Origin of the sequence: Bacillus sp. S14(2024) (assembly GCF_050473785.1) — a bacterium.
GTDB lineage: Bacteria > Bacillota > Bacilli > Bacillales > Bacillaceae_G > Bacillus_A > Bacillus_A yunxiaonensis.
Genome location: NZ_JBFLUP010000006.1, coordinates 1430702 through 1443018 on the forward strand (window position 1 = coordinate 1430702; position 12317 = coordinate 1443018).

General features: G+C 35.8%; 16 protein-coding genes. 13 read left to right on the top strand and 3 right to left on the bottom strand.

Annotated features, from left to right (window positions below; translation table 11 throughout):
- Window positions 1–6 precede the first annotated feature (6 nt).
- Complete coding sequence (locus AB1279_RS07715; protein ID WP_429758340.1) at window positions 7–246, bottom strand: glutaredoxin domain-containing protein; 240 nt, start codon at window positions 244–246, stop codon at window positions 7–9.
- Window positions 247–542: 296 nt separating this feature from the next.
- On the opposite strand from AB1279_RS07715, the gene AB1279_RS07720 reads away from it, so the two are divergent.
- The 12 genes from AB1279_RS07720 (at window position 543) to AB1279_RS07775 (ending at window position 8974) form a co-directional block, all read left to right on the top strand.
- Window positions 543–779 (top strand): YkuJ family protein, encoded by a 237-nt coding sequence (locus tag AB1279_RS07720; protein ID WP_020059327.1) that lies wholly within the window; start codon window positions 543–545, stop codon window positions 777–779.
- A gap of 163 nt (window positions 780–942) precedes the next feature.
- Window positions 943–1092: a hypothetical protein gene (locus AB1279_RS07725; protein WP_429754084.1), complete on the top strand. Its 150-nt coding sequence runs from the start codon at window positions 943–945 to the stop codon at window positions 1090–1092.
- A 74-nt stretch (window positions 1093–1166) separates the two neighbouring features.
- Window positions 1167–1685 (top strand): ribonuclease H-like YkuK family protein, encoded by a 519-nt coding sequence (locus AB1279_RS07730; RefSeq protein ID WP_336481403.1) that lies wholly within the window; start codon window positions 1167–1169, stop codon window positions 1683–1685.
- 86 nt (window positions 1686–1771) lie between these two features.
- The gene (gene abbA, locus AB1279_RS07735) at window positions 1772–1963 is read left to right on the top strand and encodes an antirepressor AbbA (RefSeq protein ID WP_336481402.1); all 192 of its coding nucleotides are present in this window, start codon (window positions 1772–1774) and stop codon (window positions 1961–1963) included.
- A 218-nt stretch (window positions 1964–2181) separates the two neighbouring features.
- Complete coding sequence (gene cbpB / locus AB1279_RS07740) at window positions 2182–2625, top strand: cyclic-di-AMP-binding protein CbpB (protein ID WP_429754085.1); 444 nt, start codon at window positions 2182–2184, stop codon at window positions 2623–2625.
- A 75-nt stretch (window positions 2626–2700) separates the two neighbouring features.
- On the top strand, window positions 2701–3558 hold the full coding sequence (locus AB1279_RS07745; RefSeq protein ID WP_336481400.1) for a LysR family transcriptional regulator: 858 nt from the start codon (window positions 2701–2703) through the stop codon (window positions 3556–3558).
- 71 nt (window positions 3559–3629) lie between these two features.
- A complete protein-coding gene (gene dapD, locus AB1279_RS07750) occupies window positions 3630–4352 on the top strand; it encodes a 2,3,4,5-tetrahydropyridine-2,6-dicarboxylate N-acetyltransferase (RefSeq protein ID WP_429758341.1) in 723 nt (240 codons plus the stop codon).
- Window positions 4353–4409: 57 nt separating this feature from the next.
- Window positions 4410–5540, top strand: a complete 1131-nt coding sequence (locus AB1279_RS07755; RefSeq protein WP_429758342.1) for an N-acetyldiaminopimelate deacetylase — start codon at window positions 4410–4412, stop codon at window positions 5538–5540.
- Window positions 5541–5755: 215 nt separating this feature from the next.
- On the top strand, window positions 5756–6304 hold the full coding sequence (locus AB1279_RS07760; protein ID WP_090914271.1) for a peroxiredoxin: 549 nt from the start codon (window positions 5756–5758) through the stop codon (window positions 6302–6304).
- A gap of 75 nt (window positions 6305–6379) precedes the next feature.
- A complete protein-coding gene (locus AB1279_RS07765) occupies window positions 6380–6838 on the top strand; it encodes a TlpA disulfide reductase family protein (protein ID WP_336481397.1) in 459 nt (152 codons plus the stop codon).
- A gap of 100 nt (window positions 6839–6938) precedes the next feature.
- Window positions 6939–7805 (top strand): cytochrome C oxidase assembly protein, encoded by an 867-nt coding sequence (locus tag AB1279_RS07770; protein WP_429754087.1) that lies wholly within the window; start codon window positions 6939–6941, stop codon window positions 7803–7805.
- A 500-nt stretch (window positions 7806–8305) separates the two neighbouring features.
- Window positions 8306–8974 (top strand): potassium channel family protein, encoded by a 669-nt coding sequence (locus tag AB1279_RS07775; RefSeq protein ID WP_429758343.1) that lies wholly within the window; start codon window positions 8306–8308, stop codon window positions 8972–8974.
- Window positions 8975–9011: 37 nt separating this feature from the next.
- Here AB1279_RS07775 and rnjA read toward each other — a convergent pair whose 3' ends face one another.
- Together rnjA and AB1279_RS07785 are read right to left on the bottom strand one after the other, a co-directional pair.
- Window positions 9012–10679, bottom strand: coding sequence for a ribonuclease J1 (gene rnjA, locus AB1279_RS07780; protein WP_429758344.1), 1668 nt, complete (start codon window positions 10677–10679; stop codon window positions 9012–9014).
- Window positions 10680–10682: 3 nt separating this feature from the next.
- Window positions 10683–10895 carry a DNA-dependent RNA polymerase subunit epsilon gene (locus AB1279_RS07785; RefSeq protein WP_035429230.1) on the bottom strand — a complete coding sequence of 71 codons (213 nt, stop codon included), beginning with the start codon at window positions 10893–10895 and terminating at the stop codon, window positions 10683–10685.
- A gap of 510 nt (window positions 10896–11405) precedes the next feature.
- Here AB1279_RS07785 and AB1279_RS07790 point away from each other — a divergent pair.
- Window positions 11406–12179, top strand: coding sequence for a Cof-type HAD-IIB family hydrolase (locus AB1279_RS07790; RefSeq protein ID WP_429758345.1), 774 nt, complete (start codon window positions 11406–11408; stop codon window positions 12177–12179).
- The last annotated feature ends 138 nt before the right edge of the window (window positions 12180–12317 follow it).

Sequence of the window (12317 nt, forward strand, 5' to 3'; positions counted from 1 at the left end):
TTCACTTTATTGTTCTAGTTCTAAAAGCTGTTGTAATTTTTCAATTTGAAAGCCTGCTACAACTTCTCCATCTACAACAACAGTAGGGGTAGAATAGGAATTGTAATCATAGAGAAGGCGATTGCGAGCCGCAGTATCTTTTTTCACGTCATATTCTGTAAATGTAATATGATTATGTTTTAAAAATTCTTTTATAATTTGACATGGTGGACAATCTGGTTGTGTATATACATCTACTTTCTTCATGTAAATCCTCCTCTTCAACTCATTTCTATTATATTCTCGTGTGTAAAAAACTTCAATAAAGTGAAATTTCCTTAAATAGAAGCGCATTGAGATAAAGTTTTTTGGCTGTTGAGCGTGGGAGAAACGGAATAAAGGCATTTATTTCGGCCTTTTGTACGTTTTTTCGACAAATTTTAGTTGAGTTTCTTGCTCATAACCATTATCCTAGTGTGTGGGACATTTTTTCAGTTATGACGGATAGAATGAGTATTGCTGCAAAACCTATTCGTAGGAAGATTAGAGAAAGGGGAGATTTCATGTCTCTGCTCCAAGGAATTTTAACTCGTCTTGTTAGTCTAAAAGAACAAGCTGAAAGCGGCGAAGTAGCACAACGCTATTTTGAAGTGAACGGTGAACGCAAATGTAGCGTTAAATATTTTGATAAAAGCGATATGTACGAGCTAGAAGTGTATCAACAAGGAGAAAAACCACAAGTATATCAATTTGATAATATTGATATGGTTGCAATCGAGATTTACGATATTCTTTCTTGATACATAAAAAGAAGGTGCCTGAGAATAAAGGCATCTTCTTTTTTTATGTAAGCTGAATAATATTAGCTCTCTGTTCCTACACTGATAATGCATTCTAGAAAATGAAACTTTTATCAATTGGACTCTTATTGTCCACGATGAGTGAGATAAAGAGGTGAGAAAAATGAAGAAAATACCTGTTGTTGTATGTCCGGAATGTCATAGGGAGTCAGAAATTACACATGTATTAACAGCGCAATCTAATCAAAATGTTATTTTCAAATGTCCATTTTGTACATATTTGATCCGGAATATCGAAACGAGTAAAGGATAAGTAAGACATATTTTGTTATTCTGTCCCATACAATGAGAATACGAAAGTCTGTCTATGAGAAGGGACGTGACTGTATGGACGGAAAATATCAATTTTACAATTTGTCAGAGCGCCATATGAACTTTGAGACTGTATTCTCACGAATTTGTCATTTTATTCAAAGTGCACCGCGTAATATGTATCGATTGTCAATTGGAACAGATTCACAAGTGCATCAAAATGATACTCGTTTTATTACAGCAATTCATCTGCACCGTGTTGGAAAAGGAGCGTGGGGTTGTTTATACCATCAGACAATCCGGAGAAAGCCCCCGAGTTTGCGAGAAAAAATCTATTTAGAAACACAGTTTAGTCAAGAGATTGCTTGTTTATTTACACCTGAGCGAATACAACAGTTGTGGGAACTTCTTTATCCGTACCGCGGAGAAGGTGCTGAATTTGTTATGGAAATTCATTTAGATATTGGGAAAGACGGTTTGACGAGAGAGTTTATTTTAGATATGACAAATAAAATTACAGCGATGGGGTTAACGCCTAAAATTAAGCCTGATGCATATGCGGCGTCTAGCTATGCAAATCGGTACACGAAATAATTTCTGTACTGAATTTTCAATCTATTAAATAGGGGAAATATTTTATATAATAAGGAATAAGGACAGTTGAATAAGGAGAGGAGAAAATGAGTAGAGAAATTGATTTAACAAAAGAGGAACAAAGCTTATTGTTAGATGTTTTGTTTCGGCAAAATTATGCGAGTGAAATACTTGCCGTTGAACTTTCTGATATCGAAACTGGGCGAAAGAAAACAGATATATCTCATTACAAACAAATCACAAACTTATTTGCTCGTCTAAAAAATGAAGGATATTAAGGCTGCCAGAATGGTAGTCTTTTCTTTTGTTTCTATGGTAAAATGAACTGTGGTTATTTATTTTATATGAGAAACAAAAGGACAAATAATAATATGTAAACGTTGTCATAAACTGAAAATAGAAGTGAGAAAATAAAGAATTACTTGAATGAATTGGTTTTTTACGATTAGTTTACAATTGCTACTTGTTAGAATGGGATAAAGTGAGGGATAACAATATGATTAGTATTCCAAAAGAGGAGTTTCAGCAAGTTTTTGTAAAAGACTTAATGATTTCATCTGAAAAAGTAGCACATGTTCAAATTGGAAATAATCTTGAGCATGCTTTGCTTGTCTTGGTGAAGTCTGGCTATTCTGCTATTCCAGTACTAAATCCGATGTACAAATTGCATGGATTAGTGAGTACGGCAATGATTCTAGATGGTATTTTGGGACTAGAACGTATTGAATTTGAAAAGTTAGAGGACATGAAAGTAGAAAGTGTGATGAAAGGTGATATTCCACGCCTAAAGTTACAGGATTCATTTGCAAAAGCATTAGAGATTACGATTGATCATCCGTTTGTATGTGTTGAAAATGAGGAAGGATATTTTGAAGGGATTTTGACGCGACGTGCAATCTTAAAATTACTAAATAAAATGGTAAGACGGTTTAATCGATAACTTTGAAAAAGGCGACTTCAAATGAAAGAAGAAGTCGCTTTTATCGTTCAGTTGTAACGAAGAAAGGAGAAAACATTGCAAATTGATGATTTTCAAATGATGGTTATCTTAGCCCAAGAGCTAAATATGCGAAAAGCTTCTGAGCGCTTATTTGTGTCACAACCAGCGCTTAGTCAAAGACTCCAATCGATGGAAAAACAATGGGGGATGAAATTTTTTATTCGCTCACAAAAAGGCTTAACGATTACACCAGAAGGCGAGAAAGTAGCGAATTATGCTAAAGATATGTTACAGAGAGAAGAAGCAATTAAAAGTGAATTAGCAACATTTCAGACGGAAACATATGGTACTTTAAAACTTGCTGTGGCTTCTGTTATTGGACAATACTGGTTACCGCCAGTTTTAAAGATGTTTGTACAAAGGTATCCATTTGTGAAAATTTCTCTTTTTACAGGTTGGAGTAGTGAAGTGCAAAATCATTTTTACGAAGGTGACGTTCACGTTGCAATTTTGCGAGGAACACAAGAATATAAAGGATATAAACAACAATTATTTGAAGATGAGTTATATTTAGTTGATACGGAGATTAAGGATATTTCCATGTTAAAAGATACGAATAGACCGTTCATTCAATTTAAAAGTGATTCGACATATTATGGACAAATACAGAATTGGTGGTATGGTTTATTTTCTAATCCGCCTAAACGTACAATTGTTGTCGATCAAATTGAAACGTGTAAGCAGCTTGTTTTAAATGGTATTGGTTATGCCCTTTTGCCCTCTACTGTTTTAAAAGAAGTGAAGCAAAAAACATATAAAACTCCAGTACAACTGACTAGAGAAACATGGCTATTAACAAGTGAATCGGCTAGACAGTTAAAACAAGTGCAGGCATTTTTAGAAATTATTGAAGAAATTCAAGAGGGAAAATAAGATTATTATCTTGCGAGGAGCCTTTTCGTTTGGTAGAGTAACATTATAAATGGATTTAGGAGGCAACAAGCATGAAAATGATGGATGCAAACGAGATTATTTCGTTTATTCAAAAAAGTGAGAAGAAAACTCCTGTAAAGGTATACATAAAAGGGGATTTAAAAGAAATTACATTCCCAGAAACAGTACAAGCATTTGTAAATAAAAAATCAGGTGTATTATTTGGAGAATGGTCTGACATTAAGGCAATTCTTGATGAAAATAAAAAGCATGTTCTAGATTATGTTGTAGAAAATGATCGTCGTAACTCTGCAATTCCAATGCTTGACTTAAAAGGCATTAAAGCACGTATTGAACCAGGTGCAATTATTCGTGACCATGTTGAAATTGGTGATAATGCAGTTATTATGATGAATGCAACAATCAACATTGGTGCTGTAATTGGTGCAGGTTCAATGATTGATATGAATGCAGTACTTGGTGGACGTGCAACAGTGGGTAAAAATTGTCACGTCGGAGCTGGAGCTGTACTTGCAGGCGTTATCGAGCCGCCTTCTGCAAAACCGGTTATCGTTGAAGATGATGTTGTAATTGGTGCAAATGTAGTAGTTCTAGAAGGTGTTACAGTAGGTAAAGGTGCAGTTGTTGCAGCAGGTGCAGTTGTAACAGAAGATGTACCGCCATACACAGTTGTTGCAGGAACACCAGCACGCGTTATTAAAGAAATTGACGAAAAAACAAAAGCGAAAACAGAAATTAAACAAGAACTTCGTCAACTTAATCCAGAAAAATAAAAAAGAAAGCGTAAGAGCTTGCGAGCTCTTACGCTTTTTATCAATGGTGGTGAAAAGATGATGATAAATAAATTTATACAAATGCGCAGAGATTTACACCAAATTCCAGAGATTGGTTTTCAAGAGTGGAAAACACAACAATATATTTTAAATTATATAAATACTCTTCCAAGTGAATATATGGAAGTAAAAACGTGGAAAACGGGTGTCATTGTAAAAGTACATGGTCGAAATCCGGAAAAAACAATTGGCTACCGTGCTGATATTGATGGGCTTCCGATTACGGAAGAGACAGGATATGAATTTGCTTCATTACATGAAGGTATGATGCACGCATGCGGCCACGATGTTCATACAACGATCGGTCTTGGATTATTAACAGCTTTTGTAACAGAGCGAATTGACGATCATCTCGTTTTTATTTTTCAACCAGCTGAGGAAGGGCCGGGCGGTGCTCTTCCGTTATTGCAAAGTGAAGAATTTCAAGCATGGAAGCCGGATATGATTCTTGGGCTTCATATTGCACCTGAATATCCAATTGGATCAATTGCAACAAAGGAAGGGTTGCTTTTTGCAAATACATCGGAGTTATACATTGATTTGAAAGGTAAAGGTGGGCATGCAGCATATCCACACACAGCTAATGATATGATTGTTGCGGCAAGCCACCTTGTTACACAGCTCCAATCTGTTATTAGTCGAAATGTGAATCCGCTAGATAGCGCAGTTATTACAATTGGGAAAATTACAGGTGGGACAGTACAAAATATTATTGCGGAAAAGGCTCGTTTAGAAGGAACGATTCGTACATTATCTGTTGAGTCTATGAAACGAGTGAAGGAACGCATTGAAGCAATTGTTGGAGGGATTGAAGCGTCTTTTCAATGTACAGCGCATATTGATTATGGAGCGATGTATCACCAAGTATATAATCATGAAATGTTAACGCAGGAATTTATGAAATTTACGTCCGAACATACAGATATGGATGTTATTACCTGTACGGAAGCGATGACAGGAGAGGATTTTGGATACATGCTTCGTGATATTCCAGGTTTTATGTTTTGGCTCGGAGTAGAATCTGAATATGGTCTACATCATGCGAAATTACAGCCGAATGAGTTGGCGATTGAAAAAGCGATTACTTTTTTAACAACATACGTAAAATGGAAAGGGAACAGAGCGTAATGCGTGTTCCCTTTTTATATAAGAAAATTTTTATGATCTATCGTGCATTTTTTTTGTAATTCTAGCACAATACTTTATAATGGTAGGTAGAGGAAAAAGTTAATAGTTAGTTATTTTATAATAATTATTAAATAACATTGACTAAAAACTAATTCTTCATATATAATACAAGAGTAGATAACATATGACAAAAAATTTAACGGAGGTTGATACATATGGCAGAACGTATGGTAGCAAAACAGGCTCCACGCTTTGAGATGGATGCTGTTATGCCAAACAAAGAATTTGGTAAAGTAAGCCTTGAAGAGGTTATGAAACAAGATAAATGGACAGTGCTTTTCTTCTATCCAATGGACTTCACTTTCGTATGTCCAACAGAAATCATCGCACTTTCTGATCGTTATGATGAGTTTGAAGACTTAGATGCAGAAGTAATTGGTGTATCAACTGATACAATCCATACTCATTTAGCATGGATTAACACTGACCGTACGAAAAACGGCTTAGGTGAATTAAAATATCCATTAGCTGCTGATACAAATCATGTAGTATCTCGTGAATATGGCGTATTACTTGAAGAAGAGGGTATCGCACTTCGCGGTCTATTCATCATTAGCCCAGAAGGCGAATTAATGTATCAAGTTGTACATCATAATAACATTGGACGTGAAGTTGACGAAGTAATCCGCGTTCTTCAAGCTCTTCAAACTGGTGGACTTTGCCCAGCAAACTGGAAACCAGGTCAAGCAACTTTAAACGTTTAATTTTTTGACTGAGTGAAAAAAAGGTCTAACAAATCGTTGTTAGGCCTTTCTCTACATACATAAGGAGGAAATGTAATGAAGTTACGTGAACCAATGCCTTCCTTAGAAGGAGCAACAACTGTACTAAATGGAGAAGTAGTAAGGGAAGCGCTAATTGGCGATAAACCAACATTGATTCATTTTTGGTCTGTTAGTTGTCATTTATGTAAAGAAGCGATGCCGAGCATTAACGAATTCCGTGATGATTATAAAGACAAATTAAATGTAATTGCTGTACATATGCCGCGTTCAGAAGAAGATTTAGATCTTGAAAAAGTGAAAGAAGTGGCAGAGGAGCACGGTATTGTACAGCCGATTTTAGTAGACAATAAGCATGCAATTACAGATTCCTTTGAAAATCAATATGTGCCAGCATATTATGTTTTTGATAAAAATGGTGTGCTGCGTCATTTCCAAGCTGGTGGTAGCGGCATGCAAATGCTAACAAAACGAGTTAATCGTGTTCTTGATGAAGCTGAAAAAACAGCTGAATAATAGAAAACCTCCCTCGTGATAGGGAGGTTTTTAGTTTACATTTCATATACAAAATGTGTAAAATCAATTTGTTATATAGAGAAAAAGGGTAGGGGATAGTGTGCAAATCGGAAGTACTATACTATGTTTCTTTTTATATACATATGTAATCATAGCTGCGACATATTTCGGTGTTAGTTTCTATACATATTGTTTAGCAAAAAAAGAAAGCTATGCAAGCACATATGAGTGGATGAGATTGTATTTATCGCCTGTTGTAGAAATTATGAATGCGTTTGTACTATTCTTATTTGTTGGATTGATTGCTTTTTCAACGAGCTTAGTTGGAAATAAAATGACTTTATTTATCCTTGGTGCCATTATTTTTATGTTATTAGGAATTCGAATTGGTAATATGGTGTTTTGGAACAAAGCTCTAGTTGAAGGATATACTGGTATATGTATCCCAGGTTTGATAGCTGCAATTGTTACAAATATAGAAAATGAGTATTATCAGCTTCATTTTTGGTTAATTATTGTTCTGACAATTGTATCGCTTTTATATATAAGTGCGGCTTTTTTAACGTATTGCGCGTATAAACGAGAAGACAGGCAAGCGGTATTACTCTTTCGAAAGTGGGCTTTGTTTTGGAGTGTTCCAACAATGTTTGTTATAGGAGCAATTGCTATTATTGTGAACGGATATGAGCTAACAGGGTGGCAAAAAATGATTGAAATATGGTGGGTATTTATTGTTTCTTTTATTGGTTTTTTAGGAGCTACTCATTATTTATTTCATCAGCAGCACTATCAATTTGCATTGTTATTTGCTTTTATACAGTTATTATTTGCTTTTTTTGGACAAGAAACTTTAGTATTTGTATTTCAGACGTTTAGTTCATTTGGAAATGTATTTATTTTCGGTATGTTAATATGTATGCTTGCGTTTTATTTACAACAATTTTTCTATATTCAAAAACAAAAATAAAGATAGAAAGGAAATTGTTGTAACGTTTATCCCGCTATTTGGGAGCAGTAAGACCTCCACTTCAAGATTCGGCGAAAGCATTGTCCAGTTCCAGTGGCTAGAATGTTCGGTGGCTTCACTTCTTCCTACGAGGTAAAAAACACCTCTCTGTCTTAGGTGCGGGCGTCCTGCGATTCTGGGCGAGTCGCTTCCGCTTTTCTACAGAAGATAGGTGGGGGATAACTGCTGGCATGCGCCCGATTGGCGAGAGCTTTCCCTCAGAGGGAGAGGAAGAAAATCCCCTCTGAGGGAAGTTTCACTTTATAAAGTATGCTACAATGATAGTTGATCCTAATTAAACGGCAGTAAAGTCTTTGTATCTAGTTTTTAAAGAGAAAAAGAATGAATAAGAGAATAACTGCTTATAAGAGCTTGATTCGTTCAATTAACCATGAGTGGGAGATGAAAAACACTGATGGAGGATTTACTTTATACGATTCGATATTATTGGAGGAATTTGTGTGAGTACGAAGGAAAAAGAGTTTGCTGTTATTGGTCTTGGCCGATTTGGCGGCAGCATTTGCCGGGAATTAGCGCAGCTAGGAATAGAAGTTATGGCGATTGATATGAATGAAGACCGTGTAAATGAATTTGCAAATATTGCATCCCATGCTGTAATTGCCGATTCTACAGATGAAATGGTATTAAAAAGTTTAGGAATCCGTAATTTTGATCATGTTGTGGTAGCGATTGGTGATAATCTGAATGCAAGTATTTTAACGACTCTTATTTTAAAAGAATTAGGCGTGAAAAATATTACTGTGAAAGCACAAAACGATTATCATGAAAAAGTTTTAACTAAAATTGGTGCCGATCATATTGTTCATCCTGAGCGTGATATGGGGAAACGAATTGCGAATAATATTGCCTCAAGTAGTGTCTTAGACTATTTAGAACTCTCAGATGAACATAGCATCGTTGAGATTATTGCGAATGAAAAGATTGATGGTCATTCGTTAATTGAATTAGATATTCGTGCGAAGTTTGGATTAAACATTGTGGCAATTAAACGCGGAAAGGAAGTTCTTGTTTCACCGCGTGCGACAGAAAATATTCAAATGGGAGATATTTTGATAGTCATTGGTCATGATAATGATGTGGATCGCTTTGAAATGTTTTTAGCAAAATAATAAAAAGGACAATGCAGCTTGGCATTGTCCTTTTTATTTAAATTTCCATAATGATTGGTAAGATCATTGGACGACGTTTTGTTTTTTCGTATAAGAATGGAGCTAACGTATCTGTAATTTCATTTTTGATTTCAGACCATTGTGTCGTTTTGCGCTCCATTACTTTTTCTAAATGATTTGTAATCAATGTCTGTGCATCGTTAATTAAATCACTGCTTTCACGCATATAAACGAATCCGCGAGAAATAATATCTGGTCCAGCTGCCACTTTGAATTCCTTCATATCGATGCTAACAACAACGATAACAAGTCCTTCTTCTGAAAGAATACGGCGGTCTCGAAGTACGATATTACCAATATCACCAATGCCGTTTCCGTCGATATAAACAGAACCAGAAGGGATCTTTCCTGCAATTGTTGCTTCATCTTCACGAAGCGCAAGTACATCACCGTTATCAATTATGAAGCAATTTTCTTCAGGAATACCACAATCATTCGCTAATTTTGCATGCATACGTTGCATACGATATTCACCGTGAATTGGCATGAAATATTTTGGTTTAATGAGACGCAGCATTAATTTCTGTTCTTCTTGTCCACCATGTCCGCTTGTATGAATGTCAGTCAGTGGTCCGTGAATTACATCAGCACCTGCACGATACAACATGTTGATTGTACGGCTTACACTTACCGTGTTCCCAGGAATCGGAGAGGACGAGAATACGACGGTATCACCAGGGATAATTTGAATTTGACGGTGGGTACCATTGGCAATGCGAGATAATGCAGCCATTGGTTCACCTTGACTTCCTGTACATAAAATCACAACTTGGTTTGCTGGTATACGATTTAGTTGTGATGGTTCAATAATTGTATCTTTCGGACAGCGAATGTAGCCAAGATTTTGTCCGATTTCCATTGCTGCTTCCATGCTTCGGCCAAAAACAGCAATCTTTCGATTGTTTGCTACTGCAGCTTCTACCACTTGTTGCAGTCGATGGATATTTGAAGCAAACGTTGCGAATATAATACGGCCTTCTACTTTACGGAAAATATCCTGAATGCTATCGCCTACGCGGCGTTCGGACATTGTAAAGTGAGGGACTTCACTATTCGTGCTATCAGATAGCAAGCAAAGGACACCTTCTTTTCCGATTTCAGCCATTTTTGTTAAGTTTGCTGGTTCACCAACTGGTGTGAAATCAAATTTAAAGTCTCCTGTATGAACAACCTGACCCTGTGGTGTTTTCACGACGATACCGTACGAATCTGGGATGCTATGCGTCGTGCGGAAGAAAGAAACGGATGTTTTTTTGAATTTAATTACATCGTCTTCTTTAATCTCATACAGTTGTGCTTTTCGTAGTAATCCGTGCTCTTCTAGTTTATTTTTAATCAGTCCGAGCGCAAGTTTTCCACCATAAATTGGAATGTTTACTTGACGCAATAAATAAGGGATTCCACCGATATGATCTTCGTGACCATGTGTAATAAAGAGTCCTTTAATTTTTTCTTCGTTACGTACCAAATACGTGTAGTCAGGGATGACGTAATCAATCCCGAGAAGTTCGTCTTCTGGGAATTTAATCCCAGCGTCAATAATAATAATTTCATCTTGAAATTGGACAGCATATGTATTTTTGCCGATTTCACCGAGTCCGCCAAGCGCGAAAACAGCAGTTTGATCATTTTTTAAGAATTTCATAAATTAGACGTTCTCCGCTAATTTGAAATCTGCATATTGCTTTTCATATTCAAGATGAGCACCAGTTACAGACTGGATAAACTCGATATTATATGCGAACTTGTGTAACTTTGTGCGAACTTCTCTTTCAGACCCAGCTTCTAGATAAAGTACCTTAGTATTTTCACGTACAGGTACCTCTAGCATTTTTTCTTGATAAAATACTTTAAAAATCATTAAAACAATCTCTCCTTGTTTATGTTTTAGGCTATCTTTTACCTATTATAAAGCAAACGGTTATGATTTTCATGTTTTTTCGAATAAGAATGAAGAAAAAAGCCCGAAATGGGCACGATTTAAGCAATTGTTTTTTTACGAAGTAAATCGTTCCAATATACTTTTAACTTTTTCTTCAGTTTCTTTAGCACGATTGTCCCTTCCTTTCTTCGTTCAAAACATGCATGTAATCTTATTCTAATGTGCAATAAGAAGTGAATTTTAGAAAATGAACTACTATTAAGAAGATATTTCGTTCAAATTATAGTATGAGATAGAATAGAAAAGAAAATTCATGTGTTGAATTGCAGTGCCGTTTTTATTTCAGTATATGCATAGTTAGGTAAGATGGTTAGATGCTGAGCGCTTTCTTCATAGATGTTTTATATGTTATACTTTTTTAGTATTTGAGAAGAGATTTAAACGATGAAGTGAGATGTTTAACTTGATGTAGTAGAAAGGATTATGTAAATGAATGATAAAATTGTCTTTTTTGATATTGACGGAACATTACTAGATCATAACAAGGAAATACCACAATCTACAAGAGAAGCTGTACGTCGCCTTCAAGAAAATGGGGTACATGTAGCAATTGCAACAGGACGTGCACCATTTATGTTTGAAGATATTCGTAAAGAGCTAAATATTCATAATTACGTAAGTTTTAATGGACAGTATGTTGTATTTGAAGATGAAGTTGTATATAAAAATCCTTTACACCCAGATACATTACATGCCTTCACGAAGTTTTCAGAAGAGGAAGGCTATCCTCTTGTTTATTTGGATCATCAAGACATGAAGGCGACAGTGGCATCACATAATTATGTAGCAGAAAGCTTTGCTAGTCTTCGCATGAGTCATCCCGTGTTTGAACCTAGTTTTTATGAAAAGCGTGACATCTATCAAACGCTTCTATTTTGTAAAGCAGGGGAAGAAGAAAAGTTTATCAACGACTATCCGCAATTTCATTTTATTCGCTGGCATGCTTATTCTATGGACATTATTCCGATGGGGGGATCGAAAGCGAAAGGAATTGAAAAATTTATTGAAAAGCTTGGATTCACTCGAGAACAGGTTTATGCATTTGGGGACGGGTTAAATGATTTCGAAATGATTGAAACTGTAGGGACAGGAATTGCTATGGGAAATGGACATGAAGATTTGAAGAAACTTGCTAATTATGTAACGAAAGATGTTGCAGAAGATGGTATCCTTCATGGATTGCAGTGGGCAGGATTATTGTAAAGGATCAGTATGAAAACCATTTCATGTAAAAATTAGTCTGTTTTCATTAAGTTTAATGAAAACAGACTAATTTTTTTATCCTTCTATTGGCGGACAGCAAAGGCCCTTACTGATAGGAGTTGCATTTTATCCCGCTAT

Bases quoted from the DNA above. Each gene is read 5' to 3' on its own strand.
- cbpB (WP_429754085.1), top strand. From the start codon at position 2,182: ATGATTAGTATTCCAAAAGAGGAGTTTCAGCAAGTTTTTGTAAAAGAC.
- AB1279_RS07730 (WP_336481403.1), top strand. From the start codon at position 1,167: ATGGACGGAAAATATCAATTTTACAATTTGTCAGAGCGCCATATGAAC.
- abbA (WP_336481402.1), top strand. From the start codon at position 1,772: ATGAGTAGAGAAATTGATTTAACAAAAGAGGAACAAAGCTTATTGTTA.
- AB1279_RS07765 (WP_336481397.1), top strand. From the start codon at position 6,380: ATGAAGTTACGTGAACCAATGCCTTCCTTAGAAGGAGCAACAACTGTA.
- AB1279_RS07755 (WP_429758342.1), top strand. From the start codon at position 4,410: ATGATGATAAATAAATTTATACAAATGCGCAGAGATTTACACCAAATT.
- dapD (WP_429758341.1), top strand. From the start codon at position 3,630: ATGAAAATGATGGATGCAAACGAGATTATTTCGTTTATTCAAAAAAGT.
- AB1279_RS07715 (WP_429758340.1), bottom strand. From the start codon at position 246: ATGAAGAAAGTAGATGTATATACACAACCAGATTGTCCACCATGTCAA.
- AB1279_RS07760 (WP_090914271.1), top strand. From the start codon at position 5,756: ATGGCAGAACGTATGGTAGCAAAACAGGCTCCACGCTTTGAGATGGAT.
- rnjA (WP_429758344.1), bottom strand. From the start codon at position 10,679: ATGAAATTCTTAAAAAATGATCAAACTGCTGTTTTCGCGCTTGGCGGA.
- AB1279_RS07790 (WP_429758345.1), top strand. From the start codon at position 11,406: ATGAATGATAAAATTGTCTTTTTTGATATTGACGGAACATTACTAGAT.
- AB1279_RS07720 (WP_020059327.1), top strand. From the start codon at position 543: ATGTCTCTGCTCCAAGGAATTTTAACTCGTCTTGTTAGTCTAAAAGAA.
- AB1279_RS07785 (WP_035429230.1), bottom strand. From the start codon at position 10,895: ATGATTTTTAAAGTATTTTATCAAGAAAAAATGCTAGAGGTACCTGTA.
- AB1279_RS07725 (WP_429754084.1), top strand. From the start codon at position 943: ATGAAGAAAATACCTGTTGTTGTATGTCCGGAATGTCATAGGGAGTCA.